This window comes from Nocardia jinanensis, assembly GCF_014645735.1.
GTDB classification, from domain to species: Bacteria; Actinomycetota; Actinomycetes; order Mycobacteriales; family Mycobacteriaceae; genus Nocardia; species Nocardia jinanensis.
Genome location: NZ_BMMH01000001.1, coordinates 884,305 through 901,336 on the forward strand (window position 1 = coordinate 884,305; position 17,032 = coordinate 901,336).

General features: G+C 69.1%; 16 protein-coding genes. 2 read left to right on the plus strand and 14 right to left on the minus strand.

Annotated features, from left to right (window positions below; all coding sequences use genetic code 11):
- Positions 1–85 precede the first annotated feature (85 nt).
- Complete coding sequence (rpsB, locus tag IEY68_RS04125; protein ID WP_062996255.1) at positions 86–955, minus strand: 30S ribosomal protein S2; 870 nt, start codon at positions 953–955, stop codon at positions 86–88.
- Positions 956–2,073: 1,118 nt separating this feature from the next.
- Between rpsB and IEY68_RS04130 the strand changes: the two genes are divergently transcribed.
- Both IEY68_RS04130 and IEY68_RS04135 read left to right on the plus strand, forming a co-directional pair.
- Positions 2,074–2,640: a hypothetical protein gene (locus IEY68_RS04130; RefSeq protein WP_189094022.1), complete on the plus strand. Its 567-nt coding sequence runs from the start codon at positions 2,074–2,076 to the stop codon at positions 2,638–2,640.
- 115 nt (positions 2,641–2,755) lie between these two features.
- The gene (locus IEY68_RS04135) at positions 2,756–3,286 is read left to right on the plus strand and encodes a M23 family metallopeptidase (protein WP_373292937.1); all 531 of its coding nucleotides are present in this window, start codon (positions 2,756–2,758) and stop codon (positions 3,284–3,286) included.
- 267 nt (positions 3,287–3,553) lie between these two features.
- Here the strand turns inward: IEY68_RS04135 and IEY68_RS04140 are convergent, their stop codons facing one another.
- From IEY68_RS04140 to IEY68_RS04200, 13 genes are all read right to left on the minus strand, one after another.
- Positions 3,554–3,877 (minus strand): DUF202 domain-containing protein, encoded by a 324-nt coding sequence (locus IEY68_RS04140; RefSeq protein ID WP_062996259.1) that lies wholly within the window; start codon positions 3,875–3,877, stop codon positions 3,554–3,556.
- A 10-nt stretch (positions 3,878–3,887) separates the two neighbouring features.
- Complete coding sequence (locus IEY68_RS04145) at positions 3,888–4,259, minus strand: YidH family protein (protein ID WP_062996261.1); 372 nt, start codon at positions 4,257–4,259, stop codon at positions 3,888–3,890.
- Between the two features lie 360 nt (positions 4,260–4,619).
- The gene (locus tag IEY68_RS04150) at positions 4,620–5,543 is read right to left on the minus strand and encodes a tyrosine recombinase XerC (protein WP_062996264.1); all 924 of its coding nucleotides are present in this window, start codon (positions 5,541–5,543) and stop codon (positions 4,620–4,622) included.
- A 283-nt stretch (positions 5,544–5,826) separates the two neighbouring features.
- Positions 5,827–7,017 (minus strand): DNA-processing protein DprA, encoded by a 1,191-nt coding sequence (dprA, locus tag IEY68_RS04155; protein ID WP_229718585.1) that lies wholly within the window; start codon positions 7,015–7,017, stop codon positions 5,827–5,829.
- Positions 7,014–8,525, minus strand: a complete 1,512-nt coding sequence (locus IEY68_RS04160) for a YifB family Mg chelatase-like AAA ATPase (protein ID WP_062996266.1) — start codon at positions 8,523–8,525, stop codon at positions 7,014–7,016. Before IEY68_RS04160 ends, dprA begins: the two co-directional genes overlap by 4 nt.
- Entirely contained in the window at positions 8,525–8,881 is a 357-nt protein-coding gene (locus IEY68_RS04165; protein WP_062996268.1) for a YraN family protein, read from the minus strand. Before IEY68_RS04165 ends, IEY68_RS04160 begins: the two co-directional genes overlap by 1 nt.
- Positions 8,882–9,007: 126 nt before the next feature.
- Complete coding sequence (locus IEY68_RS04170) at positions 9,008–9,313, minus strand: DUF2469 domain-containing protein (RefSeq protein WP_011210678.1); 306 nt, start codon at positions 9,311–9,313, stop codon at positions 9,008–9,010.
- Between the two features lie 138 nt (positions 9,314–9,451).
- The gene (locus tag IEY68_RS04175; RefSeq protein WP_062996269.1) at positions 9,452–10,201 is read right to left on the minus strand and encodes a ribonuclease HII; all 750 of its coding nucleotides are present in this window, start codon (positions 10,199–10,201) and stop codon (positions 9,452–9,454) included.
- A 178-nt stretch (positions 10,202–10,379) separates the two neighbouring features.
- On the minus strand, positions 10,380–11,162 hold the full coding sequence (gene lepB / locus IEY68_RS04180; protein ID WP_062996271.1) for a signal peptidase I: 783 nt from the start codon (positions 11,160–11,162) through the stop codon (positions 10,380–10,382).
- A 113-nt stretch (positions 11,163–11,275) separates the two neighbouring features.
- Positions 11,276–11,617, minus strand: a complete 342-nt coding sequence (rplS, locus tag IEY68_RS04185) for a 50S ribosomal protein L19 (RefSeq protein ID WP_062996305.1) — start codon at positions 11,615–11,617, stop codon at positions 11,276–11,278.
- A gap of 122 nt (positions 11,618–11,739) precedes the next feature.
- On the minus strand, positions 11,740–12,672 hold the full coding sequence (locus tag IEY68_RS04190; RefSeq protein ID WP_062996273.1) for a TrkH family potassium uptake protein: 933 nt from the start codon (positions 12,670–12,672) through the stop codon (positions 11,740–11,742).
- A gap of 24 nt (positions 12,673–12,696) precedes the next feature.
- Positions 12,697–15,258 carry a Tex family protein gene (locus IEY68_RS04195; RefSeq protein WP_373292938.1) on the minus strand — a complete coding sequence of 854 codons (2,562 nt, stop codon included), beginning with the start codon at positions 15,256–15,258 and terminating at the stop codon, positions 12,697–12,699.
- Between the two features lie 86 nt (positions 15,259–15,344).
- A complete protein-coding gene (locus IEY68_RS04200) occupies positions 15,345–16,970 on the minus strand; it encodes an AMP-binding protein (protein ID WP_062996275.1) in 1,626 nt (541 codons plus the stop codon).
- Positions 16,971–17,032 lie beyond the last annotated feature (62 nt).

Below are 17,032 nucleotides of genomic sequence, written 5' to 3' on the forward strand. Positions count from 1 at the left end.
CGCCCCCACCACCGTGGGAAGTTCGATTCGGCGGCGCTCACCTTGCCAGTAGCCGGTGAGCGCCCGCCGAACGCGAGGTGACGACTCAGGCGTCGGCCGGAGTCTCCGCAGGCGCCTCGGCCGGAGCTTCGGTCGGAGCCACGGCCGGAGCTTCGGCCTCAGCCGGTGCCTCGGCGCTCGGGGTGGCCTGCGCCAGCAGCTCCTGCTCCCACTCCGGCAGCGGCTCGGCGGCGCTCGCTTCGGGCTTGTCGTCGCCGCCGGAACGGCCGGCCCGGGCCTGTACACCCTCGGCCACCGCGGAGGCGACGACCTTGGTGAGCAGCGCGGCCGAACGGATCGCGTCGTCGTTACCCGGGATCGGGTAGTCGACCAGGTCGGGATCGCAGTTGGTGTCCAGGATCGCGATGACCGGGATGTTCAGCTTGCGCGCCTCGCCGACGGCGATGTGCTCCTTGTTGGTATCGACGACCCAGATGGCCGACGGCACCTTCTGCATGTCCCGGATACCACCGAGGGTGCGGTCCAGCTTGTTCATCTCACGCGTGAGCATGAGGATTTCCTTCTTGGTGCGACCCTCGAAACCACCGGTCTGCTCCATCGCCTCGAGTTCCTTGAGGCGCTGCAGGCGCTTGTGCACGGTGGAGAAGTTGGTGAGCATGCCGCCCAGCCAGCGCTGGTTCACATACGGCATACCGACCCGGGTGGCCTCGGCCGCGATGGACTCCTGCGCCTGCTTCTTGGTGCCGACGAAAAGGACGGTGCCGCCGTGGGCGACGGTCTCCTTGACGAATTCGTAGGCCTTGTCGATGTAGGTCAGCGTCTGCTGCAGATCGATGATGTAGATGCCGTTGCGGTCGGTGAAGATGAACCGCTTCATCTTCGGGTTCCAGCGACGGGTCTGGTGCCCGAAATGCGCGCCGCTGTCGAGCAGCTGCTTCATTGTTACGACAGCCATGGCTCCCGTATCTCTCTTTCGTTGCCGGTTGACGCAGCGGGCCGGCGGCCTACTGCCCTGGCACCACAGAACGCTCGGACCCGATCAGCGAATCGGGACCAGCCGAGACGTTCCCCTGTTCCGGAATTGCGCCGGCCCCGTCCGGTTCCGGCGGGAACTCGGTGGGACAGCGCCGTGTGAACAAGCACGGTGGTGCGCGAAGTCGGTCGGTGCGAACACAGACCGCCCCGCTAGTTTACGGCGTGGGCTGCGCGAACTGGAAATCGCCCGGTCGGACCACCCGCGGACGGATGATCCGGGCATCCGGATGAAACATCGGTTGTTCACAGGCGGCGAGTTGTCCACAGGTACCGGAATTGCGGGTTCCGGGCCGCTCACGGCACAGGCAGGCTGAGCATATGACCTGCGAAACCACACCCGCCGGGGCTGCCGCGGCGGACCCGGACCTCCCACCGGCACCGCGGAGCTGGCCCCATATCGCCCGCCGCGACCGACCGCCGAATACGGGCGAGTGCCCGACCCTGCCATTACCGGTCTGGCCACGGCGGACCACCGAGCGATCGCCCGGGCGGCGCGATATCTATCGTGGCCGCGGTGCCGGGCGATGCACCGGCCGTGGGCGCGGCGCGGGCGCGGTATCGGTGCTCGCATCACCCGCGCACCCCGCTCGCACGAGCGGCGCCCCGACAGCCGCCCGCCGCCAGGCGGTATCCAGCACCCGGTCCGAAGAACACGCGGTTTCCGACACCGCCCCGCCGCGGCCGAGCGATCTGGAACGACGGGCCAGGCGATACGAGCGCAGGATGACCCGTCGGGTGGCCGGCTGTCGTCGCGACGAGCGCACCCAGCCGGATTCGCCGGACCACGGGACTACCGCGTGGTCGCAGCGGACCACACCGGTACGCCCGACCCGGTTTCCCGCCGTGCAGCCCGGCTCGTCACCACTTCCCGGGACCACACCGGCGCGGCACGCGCCCGACCGTCACCTCCGACGTTCCCCCGGGAGGATTCCGATCCGGCGGCCCGGGGTGGACGACCGCCGGCTGTCCGTTCCGGTCCCGCAGCGGCGACGGGCAGGCCACCGTGGGTCACCCGCGGCGAGGCGGAAACTGGATACGTTGATCGGCACCGCACTGACCACGGTGTTCATCGCCTTCCCGCTCGGTCCGGGGACCACGGCCGCGGCCTACACCGGGGATTCCGCGGCGGTATCACACGCCGATTCGGAGATCGGCCGCACCACACCCGAGATCGGCCCCGCGACCCCGGCGGCTCATGTCCCGGCCCATATCCACATCGCCGCCACCGAGGCGGCCGGAAGCGAATCGCCTCTCCGCTCCCACCTGCCCGAGCCGAAACCGGTAACCGGTGAACTCGTGGACGCGGGCATTCCGGAGACAGCCCGGCCTGATCCGGCGCCGTCCCTGGTCCAAGCTCCACCCGGTTCGCAGTCCGGCGGCGATGCCACACCCGCCGACTCCCGGACCCGCGCCGGGGATGCCGCCGGGGCACCGACCGGGTCGAGCCGGGCCGGTGGCTGCGGAACCGGATCGAATTCGGGCTCGGCCGCCGGATCGAGCGCGGTGTGCCGGACGATCCCGCTGATTCGGGACCTGGTACGCGAACTCGTGAGGTTCGCGCCGCGGCCGGCGCCGCCGTGCCCTTGCCCGGACCGTGCACCGTGACACGGGCGCGCGACGACCAGCAGCCGGTACAGCCCGATGGCCGGGGCGACGAGGGTCGAGTCGTCTTCGCCGCTATCGGACCGGGCGGACAGCGGGGATCCGCCCGATCCACCTGGTGGCTCGCGTCGCGACAGCAGCGGTTCTCGCAGCTGCGGCACTGATCACCTGCGGGTCCGCGACGGCCGCACCGGACACCCGATTCGACTGGCCGCTGCGCCCACGACCGGTCGTCGGCCGACCGTTCGATCCCCCCGAGCAGGACTGGCTACCGGGACACCGCGGTGTGGACCTGGCCGGAGCCCCCGGCCAGTCCGTCTACTCGGCCGGTCCGGGGATTGTGGTCTTCGCCGGATCCGTAGGCGGTAAACCTGTGATGGCGGTGCTCCACGAGGGCGGTTTGCGAACCACCTATGAGCCGGTGGCGGGCGAGGTACCGGTGGGCCGGCGGGTCACTCGCGATACCCGGATCGGCGAACTGGCCGCTGGCCACGCCGGATGTGCCGCACCGGCATGCCTGCACTGGGGTCTGCGCCGAGAGCGCACCGCACACGCATCACGGGAATACCTCGACCCGCTCGGCCTCCTGCGAAGGACTCCGATCCGGCTGAAACCGCTGGCGCCGGACCAACCGTCCGCAGCGGCGTGACCTGGAGCGTTCTCCCGGTCACGGCGTGCCCTCGACAGATAATCCGGCACGGCAACCCTCGGACCGCCGCCGTCCCGCCACAGTGCGTCGGCGGTCCGAGCCGTGGGGCGGTCACCGACACCGTCCACCACTTCCACCGAGCGGCAGACCCCGGCTGAGCATCCTTTCCGAGCCGCGGACGAATGATATGAGGGTGGCCGGCTTCGGCACGTGGGCACCATCGGAACGGCCCGTGGCCTCGTGGCCCGGCCGCGGCAATCCGATCCCTCACCCCGGAGGTCCCGGATGCGTCACCACATACCCGGCGATGACCAGCGCCGCGACCGTCACCGCGGCGGCCACCGACCATATTGTGGCCACCGCCGAACCAGCCGCCCCGAGGTGGAGGTGGCGGTTGCGCCGGTACCCCAGGGCCGCGACGATCAGCAGGACCAGGCAGGCGGTTCCCGGCAGGAGCGCGGCTGGATCCCATCCAGCCTCGAACACGGCGCGCAGGAGCAGGAGGGCGACCGCCACACACCCCAGACAGGTCCGCCGCCAGGACAACGCTGTCCGCTCCGCGGCCAGCCGGATCTCGGTCGAATTCGTCACCTCACCGGCCTCAGCGCAGCAGTATGGCCGCGCAGGCGAGGATCGCCACGAACGCCGTCCCGGCGGACAACACCGGTACCAGCACGGTGCCCGGCAGCGGACGCCCCTGGTCCATCGCGAGCCGGATCCGCCGCCAGTGCAGGTACGCACCGACCGCCACGACCAGTGAAAGCACCAGACAGCTCACGGCCAGCGCGGTACGAAAATCCGTATTCCACTGTTCCTGCACAACCGCGTGCACAGCGACTCCACCGGCCAGCAAACCGAGCGCGGTGCGAATCCAGGACAGGAACGTGCGTTCGTTGGCGAGCGTGAACCTGTAGTCGACCGGTGCCGCCTCGCCGGCTGCCGCTCCCCCGGTTTCCTCGTGTCCCGGACTCATCCGGCGATCGCGCTGGTCGTGGTCTGCACGCTAACCTCCCGCTGTACCGGTCGGCCCCAGTTGGACGGCTCCGCCGGACAGCGTAAGCGCCGTGCCACGAGACGTCCAACGACCGCCGCCGGGCACGCGGATCAAGTGATCTGTTCGTATCGCCGCGGGTCGGCCCCGACCACTCGGACCGTCGAGCGCGGCTGCACGACACTCGCGTCCCGCTGCGGGAGATCTCGCTGTCGCTCTGCCACTGAGTGGGCTTCGGCGCCGCCGGTGGTTGTCGGATGAATCTGCCGGATCACCGACCGAGAACACGCTGGGGGATGGTGACCGGTCGTCCCTTCACGAGAGACGCGGCTCGGAAAGGGCTCAGGCCCGGGGGTGGGCTTGATCGTGGGCTTTTCGCAATCGTTCGATGGACACATGGGTGTACAACTGGGTGGTGGCGAGGCTGGCGTGCCCGAGCAGTTCCTGCACGACTCGCAGGTCGGCGCCGCCTTCGAGCAGATGCGTGGCCGCGGTGTGCCGGAGACCGTGCGGACCCAGATCGGCGGTGCCCGGGACCGCGGAGACCACCGCGTGCACCACCGTCCGGGCCTGCCGCTGGTCGAGCCGGCGGCCGCGACGGCCCAGCAGCAGCGCGCGACCGGACTCGGGTGTGACCAGTGTGGGCCGCCCGTAGCGCAGCCATTCGCCGACCGCGTGGTCGGCCGGTCCACCGAAAGGCGCGGACCGCTCCCGGTTGCCCTTGCCCAGGACACGCACCAGCCGCCGTTCCCGGTCGATATCGTCGATATCCAGTCCGCACAGCTCACCGACCCGGATCCCGGTGGCGTACAGAAGTTCCACGATGAGCCGATCTCGCAACGCCAGCGGATCGTGCTGCTCGGCGCCCGATTCCGCGGCGTTCATCACGCGACCTGCCTGCTCCTGTCCGAGAACAGCAGGCAGACTGCGGTGGGCTTTCGGCGCGGCGAGCCGGAGACCGGGGTCCACGGTCAGCCGCCCGGTCCGGGTGAGCCACGCGGTGAATGCTCGCGCCGCCGAGGCTCGCCGCGCCATGCTGGTTCGCGCCGCACCACGATCCGCGTGCGCTGCCAGCCACGAACGCATGGCCGGCAGGTCCAGCTCGCGCACCGAGGCGTCGGCGGCATGGTCGACCAGATGTCCCAGAAGCGAGCGGATATCACCGGCGTAGGCGCGCACCGTATGTACCGACCGGTTACGGCCGAGCCGCAGATGCCGCCCATATTCGGTCAGTAGGGCTTCCAGATCCTCGGGCAGCTCACGCACTGTCTCACCGTCACCCCCGCAGCCCCGAACCGCAAGCCCACGCGCCGATATCCGCCGGGGTTCTCACTTTCCGTCCCCCGCGCACCCATCCCGCACACCGACCGGTGAACCCGCCGCAGCACCTGGCATTCTCGCTATTGATTCGAGTTCCTGCGTTTGTGCCGAACCGGAGATGTTCGGAGGTGCCCCACGCACCGCCCGAGAACACCGAACGAACTGCACCGGACCGGGGTCTGGTCGGAGGGCGTGTGGGTGGTAACGCCCCTCCGCGCGACGGCTGATGTCATTCGCCTCCTTCCCCTGCTCGGTCCAGCCGGAACCAGCCCGCTTCGCCACGAGCGGCCGCACCCGACATATCGAGCGCTACCAGTGCGGCCCGTACCTCGGCTGCCTCCAGTCCGGTCATGGCGGAGATATCGTGCGGCCACCTGCCACCGGTAGCGGGAAGTGCCGCCAGTATCCGTGCCTCGGGGCCACCGGGGCGATCGACCTCGGACGACTTCGAGCCGGTGCTCAGCGGTAGACGCGAGGGCGCTGTTTCGGCCAGTACCTCCGCCGTTCCGGTGACGAGCACCGCCTCCCCGTCGCGGATCATACGGTGGCAGCCCGCGGAGGCCGCTGATTCCACCGAACCCGGCACCGCGAGCGCGGGGCGACCGATTCGGCGCGCCCATTTCACGGTATTGCGGGCCCCGCTGCGCATTCCCGCCTCGACCACCAGCACTCCGTCGGCCAGCGCGGCGATCAGCCGGTTCCTGGCCAGGAAATGGTGCTTGCGCGCGAACGTACCGGGCGGGTATTCGCTGATAACCAGGCCGGTTTCCGCGATCCGGGCGATGAGGCGTTCGTGCTGAGTGGGGTAGGCCCGGTCGGCACCGCAGGCCATGACAGCGATGGTGGCTCCACCGACCGTCAGGGCTGCCCGGTGCGCAGTGCCGTCTATCCCGAAGGCAGCGCCGGAGACAATGGTCCAGCCGCGGGCCGCCAGCTCCCCGGTGATCTCACCGGCCACCCGGTCGCCGTATCCGGTGCTACAGCGGGCGCCGACCACCGCCAGCGCATGCTCGGTGAGTTCGCTCAGATTCCGGTGGCCTCGGACCCAGAACACCAGCGGTAGGGCGCCGTCCGGGTCGCGGCCCGGGGTGAGCTGGGCCAGCCCGAGCATTCGCCAGGCCGGCCATTCCGCGTCGTCCGGGGTCACGAGACGACCGCCGCGGGTGCGTATCGTTTCCAGATCCCGCGCGGCCGTATCGAGTTCCCGTCGACGCTCCGTCACCGTGCGCAATACGGGCGGTAGCGCGCGTTCGCGCACCGCTCGCGCCGCCTCACACACTCCGACCGAGTCGATCAGCGCTGTCAGTGCCGGGCACGGTCCGAGCACCACCCGGGACAGGTATGCCCAGGCCAACTGTCGCTCCTCGTGCTCGCCGAGATCCCCCCGCACTGTCGCCGCGCCGATTCCGGCGGGGTTCACCTCGGACTCCGCTGACGGAAGTCGAGAGCCTGCATCACATCGTGCGCGGTGGGCCTGTCGCCGCCACGCAGATCGCAGACGGTCCACGCGACCCGCAGCGCCCGGTCGGCGCCGCGCGCCGAGATCCGGCCGAGCCGCAGCGCCGCCTCCACCGGCGCCGTCGTCTCGGCGGGTAATGGGAACCGGCGGCGCAGCGCATGCCCCGGAACCTCGGCGTTGGTACGCCAACCGTCGTCGCGCCACCGATCGACGGCGGCCGCCCGGGCCGCGGTCACCCGACCGCGGACAGTGGCGCTGTCCTCCGATTCCGCCACCGTGAGCCCGGCGCCCGACAGCGGATGCATCTGCAACCAGATATCGATGCGATCCATCAGCGGACCGGATAATTTTCCCAGGTAGCGGCGGCGCGCGAGTGGAGCGCAGATGCAATCCATATCGCGGGCGGGGGCGCAGGGACACGGATTGGCGGCCAATACGAGTTGGAACCGCGCCGGGTACCGGGCCACTCCGTCGCGACGGGCGATCCGGATCTCCCCCTCCTCCAGCGGGGTACGCATCGCTTCGAGCACCTTGGCGCCGATCTCGGCGCATTCGTCCAGGAACAGCACGCCCCGATGGGCGCGGCTCACCGCGCCGGGCCGCGCCGACCCCGACCCGCCGCCCACCATGGCACTGACCGAAGTCGAATGGTGCGGCGCGACGAACGGCGGCGTGGTGATCAGCGGTTGTTCGTCGGAGAGCGTCCCCGCTACCGAATGAATGGCCGTGACCTCCAGCGCCTCGTTCTCCGACAGCGGCGGCAGCACCCCCGGCAGGCGCTGCGCCAGCATGGTCTTCCCGATACCGGGCGCGCCGGTGAGCAGAAGGTGATGTCCGCCGGCGGCGGCGACCTCCAGCGCCCAGCGCGCCTCGTGCTGCCCGGCGACATCACGGAGGTCCCCGGCCGGAGTCGCCTGTTGTGTCGTGAGGACGCCCGTGGATTCCTCGAGGCCCCCTTCGCCACGCAGCCAGTCGATGGCGGCGCGCAACGTCGGCGCACCCAGCACCCGGATCCCGGCGACCAGGCCCGCTTCCGGCAGGGCTTCCTCCGGGACCACCACCGTCTTCCGGCCCGCCCGGCGGGCTGCCAGTACGGCGGGCAGGATTCCCCGGACCCGGCGCAACCGCCCGTCGAGCGCGAGTTCGCCCAGGAGCACCGTGCCGGTGAGCCGCGCCGCGGGCACGATATCGGCGGCATCGAGTACCGCGGCGGCCAGCGCGAGATCGTAGACGGACCCGACCTTGGGTAACGTCGCCGGTGACAGCGCCAGGATCACCCGGCCGTCCGGCCATTTCTCCCCGGTGTTCGCGACAGCCGCCCGGACCCGGTCCCGGGATTCCTGGAGCGAGGCGTCCGGCAGACCGACCAGATGCACCGACGGCAGTCCCTGCCCGATATCGGCCTCGATCTCCACGACCTGCCCGTCGATGCCGCGCACCGCGATCGAGCAGGCTCTGCCGAGGGGCATCAGAACACCGCCCGGAGGTGATCGATCACGGGGTCATCGGTGCGTGAGAGCAGGATCGAGACCACGTCGAAGCGGATCCGCTGCCAAGGCCCGTCCTGTTCGGTGAGCCAGAGCAACGCCAGTCGACGGATCCGTTGCCGTTTGTCGTAGGTGACGGCCTCGGCCGGTGTTCCGTAGCCGAGCCCCGATCTGGTCTTCACCTCGACGAACGCGGTCACTCCCGCATCGCGGACCACCAGGTCCAGTTCGCCGTATCGGCACCGCCAGTTACGGCAGACGATCTCCATACCGGCGGCCTTCAGGTATCTGGCCGCCAGTTCCTCCCCGTGTGCGCCGAGCGCCGCATTGTGTCCCACGGGCCCAGAATCCGCCGTGTCTCCGGGCTCGCTGTGGCGGTGACCTGCGGTAAACGCAGACCTGTGGACAACTCCTGGCCTGTGGACAGATCACCCGGCGTGCCGGGCGCTACCCGTTACGGCGACTCATTCCGGCAGGCGCAGGTCCGGCTTCTCCAGCTCTTCGATGTTCACATCCTTGAAGGTGATCACCCGGACGTGTTTGACGAAGCGCGCGGGCCGGTACATATCCCACACCCACGCATCACTCATCCGTACTTCGAAGTACACCTCGCCGTCGGCGTTCTGCGGTCGTAGCTCCACCGAGTTGGCCAGATAGAAACGGCGTTCGGTTTCCACCACGTACGAGAACTGACCGACGATGTCCTTGTACTCCCGGTAGAGCGAGAGCTCCATCTCGGTTTCGTATTTCTCGAGGTCCTCGGCACTCATCGGGTGGAACGTCCTCCTTCTCGCCGCCTTGCGTCTGCTGACATCATCGCTCATCGCGCCCGGGCATGTCACCGTGGGCCGTGCCGCACGGTGTCGGCGCGCCGCGCGACGGGTCGCGCCGGGCCGGGCACACCCCGGTCAGGCGGCGCCACCGGTATCGGCGGTGGCGAGGACCAGGGATTCGGCCGCCGCGGGTGCCGGCGCGCCGCATTCGCGCACCGTACGCCACGACCGGCGATGTTCCGGGCACGGCCCGAGCCGGCGCAGCGCCTCGAGGTGCTGGGTGGTGTTGTAGCCCTTGTGCTCGGCGAATCCATAGCCCGGGCGGCGCTGATCGAGTTCGACCATCATCCGGTCCCGGGTGACCTTGGCCAGCACACTGGCCGCCGCGATACAGGCGGCACTGGCATCGCCACCGATCACCGGTAGCGACGGCACCGCCAGCCCCGGCACCCGGAACCCGTCGGTGAGCACATAGCCCGGCGAGCGGTCCAGGCCCGCGACCGCGCGACGCATGCCCTCGATATTGGCGACATGGATCCCGATCGCGTCTATCTCCGCGGCCGGGATCACCACCACCTTCCAGGCCAGGGCCAGCCGCTTGATCACCGGGAACAGCGACTCGCGGGCCGTCTCGGTCAACTTCTTGGAGTCGTTGAGCCCGGCCAGCGCAACGGATGCTTTCGGCGCGAGGACACACGCGGCCACCACCAGCGGCCCGGCACTCGGCCCGCGGCCCGCCTCGTCCACCCCCGCGACCGGCCCCAGGCCGACACGGTTCAGCGCCGAATCGAGCGTCCGCAGACCAGCGGCCTTGCGTACCACCACACGCGGCGGCCAACTGGTGTCTCGCCCCGCACCGGCGCCGGCACGGTTATTTCGTGTCACTGGCCACCTCGCGACAGATGATCGGAACCACAGCCCGATTATCCCGCACCGGGTCGAACGCAGCACCGGTAGGTCCGGTCGAACGGCTTGTCCGGCAATGCGATCGGCCGCACGAGAAACGGCAACGGAGCGAAATTCCCCGGAAGCGAGCCGGGGCGACGACCGAACGCCCTCTCGCCTATTGCGGATCCTGCGAGGTCACTGGACCGATCCGGCCGGGCGGCCAGATCTTGAAGACGGCTTTGCCGCGAACGTTTTCGATGGGCACCGTGCCCTGCAGCTCATCGCCGACATGGGCGCGGGAATCGCGGGATTCGTTGCGGTTGTCACCCATCACCCACAGATGACCCGGCGGAACCAGTACCGGCCCGAAGACCCGGCCGACCGGGTAGGCGGCGTTCGGCTGACCCGGCACCCACGGATAGTCGTCGGCGACGTAGGGCTCGTCCAGCGGTTTGCCGTCCACCATGACCCGGCCTTGTTCGTCGCAGCACTCCACGGTCTGACCGCCGACCGCGATCACGCGTTTCACCAGGTCGTTCTCGTCCGGTGGTACGAGGCCGAAGAATGCGAAGAAATTCTGGATGCCGCGGACCGCGGGGTTGTCGGAGCGGATGGAGACGTAGTGATCGTTCCAGGACTGCGGGCCCACGAACACGACCACATCGCCGGGTTTCGGATCGCTCCAGTAATAGCTCACCTTCTGCACATAGATCCGGTCGCCGGTACAGCCGGCGCATCCGTGCAGGGTGGGTTCCATGGACTGCGAGGGAATGACATAGGGGCGGCCGACGAAGGTGACCATGAGGGCGGCGATGATCGCCGCGATGACAAGCAGGATGGGAAGTTCCTGCCAGAACGGGCGCTGCCGCTTCGCTTTGACCTGCTTGCGCGCACGGCGTCTTCTCGGCGGTTCGTCCCTGGATCCGGATCCGGAAACCGACCAACTCTCATCTGCCACGCGAACAGCGTAGCCCGGTGCCACAACGGAATCGTGGCACCGGGCTACATATGCTGTTTACCGAGGTCACCGGCGTGTGCCGGGGCGCACGGGTGTCGGCGGTCAGCGACGGGTCAGCGCTTTTCCTTGATCTTGGCGGCCTTACCGCGCAGCTCCCGCAGGTAGTACAGCTTGGCGCGGCGGACGTCACCGCGGGTCACCACATCGATGTGATCGATGGTGGGGCTGTGCACCGGGAAGGTGCGCTCCACACCGACACCGAACGACACCTTGCGCACGGTGAAGGTCTCGCGGATACCGCCACCCTGGCGCCGGATGACGGCGCCCTTGAAGACCTGGATACGTTCCTTGGAGCCCTCGATGACCTTCACGTGCACATTGAGGGTATCGCCCGGCCGGAAGTCGGGGACGTCGCTGCGCAGCGAGCTCTCGTCGACGAAATCAAGGGTGTTCATGATCATCCTTCTGATGGTCGCGCGAACAGAGGAACCTGGCGGCGCGGAGGCTCGACCGGTTCGTGCTCCGAATGTGGGGTGCGCCCGGGACATGCCCAGGGCAACCTGTGCATTGTGCCAGATCAGGGGTCGCTTTCGGAAACCGGCCCCGGTGGGCTCGCCGCCTCCTCGGTCCGGTCGGGCCGATCGGGCGGCCACAGGTGCAATTCCTGCAACAGCGGATGATGACGCGCCGGCGGAGGCGGGGCCGGTTTCACCTTACGCGCGAGTTCCACTTCGGCCGCCGACCGCGCGTGGTCGACGTCCGGACTCCCGGCGATCAGGTCCTGGACGAAGATCTTGGCCCGGATCACCGGGCGGCGGTATCGGCGTTCCCGCACGATGGCGCGGTACATGAGGCGCCGACGGCCGCCGTAGCGCCAGCGCGCCCAGGGCGCTCCGGGGCGGCTGAGCCGCAGCGCACCGACCACCAGCAGCGGCAGGAAGAACATGCCGAACAACCCGGTCCAGATCTTGCCCTTGGCGATGACCACCGCGGCCAGCCCCAGATTCACCACCGCGAACCCGGCGACCAACAACCGCGTCTCGATCCCCGGCTGGTGCCGCACACCGTTGATCTCCAGCAGCCACAGCGGGTGGAATCCCAGCAGCAGCAGGCCGGTGACGGCGAGCGCTACGAATACCGCGTCGACCGAGGTCCGGCCCTGCTCCTCCCAGTACACATCGCGCAAGTAGTACAGAAGCGCGAACTCGTCGAGGACGAGCGCCGCCCCGACTCCGAACGCGGCGGCCAGCGCGGCGGCCGTGGCGGTGCCGCTGTCCTCGCCCCCGGCGATCATTCCTATACCGGAGATCAGTACCAGCACCACGCCGAACACCATGTGGTGGATATGGACACCGCCGGATTTCAGGTTCCCGGGCCACCAGCGCACCTGGGCCCGGATCAGCCGCACGCTGACCCGGATCACCAGGAATCCGACGATGAAGCCGAACAGGAAACACAGCAGCGGAAGCCGGCCCGCGGCGATCACGTCCTCGGACAGCCACTGCCGCATACCGGCCCCCGAATCAGCTCGTGGTCACTTCCCGAAACCCGCCCGGCGCAACGCCTCGGCCATGGCACCGTTCACAGGAGCATTATCGCGCCGGCCGTCCCGGCCCTGACCTCGATTGCGCCCCTGACCGCTGCCGCCGCCGCGATTGCCACCGTTGCTCTGACCGCTCCCGCCGCCGCGATTGCCACCGTTGCTCTGGCCACTGTTGCTCTGGCCACCGGCCTGCCCGCCGGGGTTCTTGTCGGTGCGCCCTTGTGCCCGACCGCCCCGATCGCCACCGCCGGTGCGGGCACCACCGTCGCGGCCGCCGCGGCCACGGCCGCGTTCTCCGGGGCCCTGGCCTCGTTCCGGTTTGGGCGCCCCCGGTTCGTCGTCGAGCCGCAGCGACAACCCGATCCGCTGGCGCGCGATATCGACCTCGAGCACCTTGACCTTGACCACATCGCCGGATTTGACCACTTCTCGGGGGTCGCGCACGAAATTGCGCGACATCGCGGAGACATGCACCAGACCGTCCTGGTGGACACCGACGTCGACGAAGGCACCGAACGCGGCAACGTTGGTGACGACCCCCTCCAGCACCATCCCGGGTTCCAGATCGGCGACCTTCTCGATCCCCGCCGCGAATTCCGCGGTTTTGAACTCCGGACGCGGGTCGCGGCCGGGCTTCTCCAGTTCGCTGATGATGTCGGTGACGGTGGGGACACCGAATTTCTCGTCGGTGAACTCGGCCGGGCGCAGGGTGCGCAGGACCGTGCCGTTACCGATGACCTCGGCGATACCGGTGCCGGTGGAATCCAGGATCCGGCGCACCACAGGGTAGGCCTCCGGGTGCACGGCCGAGGTGTCGAGCGGATCGTCGCCACCGCGGATCCGCAGGAAGCCCGCGCACTGTTCGAATGCCTTGGGGCCCAGCCGCGGCACAGCCAGCAGCGCGGTCCGGCTGCGGAAGGGCCCGTTCTGATCACGGTGGGCGACAATGCTCTCGGCCACCGAACCGGTGACACCGGAGACCCGCGACAGCAGCGGAACGGAAGCGGTGTTCACATCGACACCGACCGCGTTCACGGCATCCTCCACCACCGCGCCCAGCGAGCGGGCCAGCAGCGTTTCCGAAATATCGTGCTGGTACTGCCCGACGCCGATCGATTTCGGCTCGATTTTGACCAGTTCGGCCAGCGGATCCTGCAACCGGCGCGCGATCGAGACCGCACCACGCAACGAGACGTCCATATCGGGCAGTTCCTGTGAGGCGTACGCCGATGCCGAGTACACCGAGGCCCCCGCTTCGGAGACCACGATCTTGGTCGGTTTGTGCTCCGGGATCCGCTCGATGAGTTGCGCGGCGAGCGCATCGGTTTCCCGGGATGCCGTCCCGTTGCCGATGGCGATGAGTTCGACCCCGAACCTCGCCACCAGAGCGCCGAGCACCGCCAGCGATTTCTCGGTCTGGTTCTGCGGTTTGTGCGGATACACCACCTCGGTGGCCACCGCCTTGCCGGTGGCGTCCACCACCGCGACCTTGACACCGGTGCGGTAGCCCGGATCCAGGCCCATGGTGGTGCGGGTTCCGGCGGGCGCGGCCAGCAGCAGATCGCGCAGGTTGGCGGCGAATACGTCGACCGCGTCGCGTTCGGCGGCCTGCCGCAGGCGCATCCGGGTGTCGATGCCCAGGCTCACCTGAAGTTTGGTCCGCCAGGCCCAGCGCACCGTATCGAGCAGCCAGCTGTCGGCGGCGCGCCCGGCCTCGGCGATCGAGAAACGCTGTGCGACCCGGGCTTCGTAGAGGCTGCGTTCGCCGGGCGCGAGTTCGGAATCGGCGGGTTCGGGGTCGAGGTGCAGGCTGAGCACCTCTTCTTTCTCACCGCGCAGCAGCGCCAGAATGCGATGGGAGGGCAAGCTCGCGAATTCTTCGCCGAATTCGAAGTAGTCGGAGAACTTCGCTCCGGCCTCTTCCTTACCGGGTCGCACGGTGGCGGTGAGACGTCCCCGATTCCACATGAGTTCACGCAGTTCGCCCACCAGATCGGCGTCTTCGGCGAAACGCTCGACCAAGATGGCGCGGGCGCCCTCGAGCTGTTCGGCGGTGTACCCGGCCGGATCGGTATCCGGCTCGCTCAGCAGGGCATCCGCTACGGGTTCGTGCCCGGCCTCGCGCGCGATCTGAGCCTTGGTGCGGCGCTTGGGCTTATAGGGCAGGTAGATATCCTCGAGCCGGGCCTTCGTTTCGGCCAGTAGCAGCTGCCGGTGCAGCGCCTCGTCGAGTTTGCCCTGTCCACGAATGGATTCGACGATGGTGGCACGGCGTTCGTCGAGTTCGCGCAGATAGTGCAGACGCTCCTCGAGCGTGCGCAACTGCGCGTCGTCCAGACCATCGGTGGCCTCTTTGCGGTACCGCGCGATGAACGGCACGGTCGAACCGGCGTCCAGTAGTTCGACGGCAGCCCGGACCTGGTTCTCCCGCACCGAGAGCTCGTCGGCGATGCGCCGGCTGACGGAGCCGGACACTGCCGGGCCGGTACCGGGGTCTCGAGGCGAGTCGGCGGGGATGGTCTCGGGGTCCGAGGTCTCTGGCACTGTCGTCACCACCCGCACACTACAGTCGCCCGGCGACAGCCGGACCACACCCGGCCCCGGCTCCACATCCGTACGGGGTCCGCGTGGAAGCCGGGCTATCCGGCGTCGCGCCCCTGCTGTCGCAGCAGGAACCGCTGCACCTTGCCACTGGGGGTCTTGGGCAGCGCGGGGACGAAATGCACACGACGCGGGTAGGCGTGGGCGGCGAACTTCTCCTTCACCAGGGTCTGTAGTTCCGTTTCCAGCTCGCCGGTCCCGGCCACCTCACCACGCAGCACCACGAACGCCTCCAGCACCTCGCCGCGCAACGGGTCCGGGAGTCCGACGACCGCGGCTTCGGCGACATTGTCGTGCAGCACCAGCACGCTCTCGACATCGAACGGGCCGATCCGGTACCCGGCCATGATGATCACATCGTCGTCGCGGGCGGAGAAGCGGAAATACCCGTCGGCGTCGCGCGAACCGGCATCACCGGTGAGGTACCAGCGGCCGTCGGCCGTATAGCGCTGGGTGGTCTGTTCCGGTGCGTCCAGGTAGCCGAGGAACCACAGCAGGGCACTGCGTTCGGCGTCGACAGCGATACGGCCCAGCTCCCCGGCCGGTGCTTCGGTATCCGCGTCGTCGGACAGGACGGCGCATTCCCATCCGGGCAGCGCCCGGCCCATGGAACCCGCGGGCGCGGCGATATCCAGGTCGTCGTGCCAGGCGTTGCAGATGACCATGCCGTGTTCGGTCTGCCCGTAGTGATCCCGTACCGCGACTCCGAGATGCTCCGCGGACCAGGCCACCACCTCCGGGGTCAGCGGCTCACCCGCCGAGGAGGCGCGGCGCAGCCGTACCGGGTTCCCCGGCTCGGCCGCTCGTAGTGCCCGGTAGACAGTGGGGGCGGCCGCGAAATTGGTGACGCCGAAACGTTCCAGGACCTGCCAGGTCAGCGCCGGGGAGAATCCGGCGTGCAGCAGCAGGCTGCGGGTGCCGGAGGCCAAAGGGCCCAGGATCGCGTAGTAGAGACCGTAGGCCCAGCCCGGATCGGCGGCGTTCCAGAAGACGTCGCCGGGGCGGACGTCGAGCGCGAACTCCTGATAGGCGTGGAACGAGGCCAGGGCGCGCAACGGGATCGGGACCCCTTTCGGGGTACCGGTGGTACCGCTGGTGAACAACTGCACGAGCAAACCGTCGCCGCCCACCACGGCCGGCGGTTCGACACCGCCGCCGGCCACCGTGAGCTCGTCCATCCGCAGGGCGCCCGGAGCACCGGTTTCGCCGGTGACGATGGTGCGCCAGGGCGGGTCCGCGGGCATATCCTCGCCCGGGGTCAGTTTGCCGGCCTGGTCCGGATCGGCGACCACGATCGACGCCCCGGACGCCTGTAGCCGGAAAGCGATGGCGGGGGCGGCGAACGCAGTGAACAGCGGTACGTGCACGGCACCGCGTCGCCAGATTCCGAGCAGGACGACCACCAGATCCACCGATTTCGCCATCAGTGTCGCGACCTGGTCGCCGGGGCCCACACCGAGCCCGGCCAGGGCGGCGGCGAAACGTTCGGACCGCAGACGCAGTTCGCCGTAGGTGAGATCGACGGCCGACAGATCGCTGTCGATCACGGTGAATGCCACGGAATCGGCCGGATGCCGGTCGCACAGCAACTCCGCGGCGCAGGCGTCGAGCCTGTCGTAGGAGTCCAGCAGTTCACGCACCCGCGTGGTCGGGTCGGCACCCATCTCGCATCTCCTCGGTCGTCCGGCCGGTGTTGCCATAGGATGTAGGTCACACCCGGTCCGGC

Excerpts from the sequence above, each read along its gene's own strand:
- IEY68_RS04160 (WP_062996266.1), bottom strand. The coding sequence starts at position 8,525 with ATGCCCCTCGGCAGAGCCTGCTCGATCGCGGTGCGCGGCATCGACGGG.
- IEY68_RS04190 (WP_062996273.1), bottom strand. The coding sequence starts at position 12,672 with ATGCGGCAGTGGCTGTCCGAGGACGTGATCGCCGCGGGCCGGCTTCCG.
- IEY68_RS04145 (WP_062996261.1), bottom strand. The coding sequence starts at position 4,259 with ATGAGTCCGGGACACGAGGAAACCGGGGGAGCGGCAGCCGGCGAGGCG.
- IEY68_RS04170 (WP_011210678.1), bottom strand. The coding sequence starts at position 9,313 with ATGAGTGCCGAGGACCTCGAGAAATACGAAACCGAGATGGAGCTCTCG.
- rplS (WP_062996305.1), bottom strand. The coding sequence starts at position 11,617 with ATGAACACCCTTGATTTCGTCGACGAGAGCTCGCTGCGCAGCGACGTC.
- rpsB (WP_062996255.1), bottom strand. The coding sequence starts at position 955 with ATGGCTGTCGTAACAATGAAGCAGCTGCTCGACAGCGGCGCGCATTTC.
- IEY68_RS04200 (WP_062996275.1), bottom strand. The coding sequence starts at position 16,970 with ATGGGTGCCGACCCGACCACGCGGGTGCGTGAACTGCTGGACTCCTAC.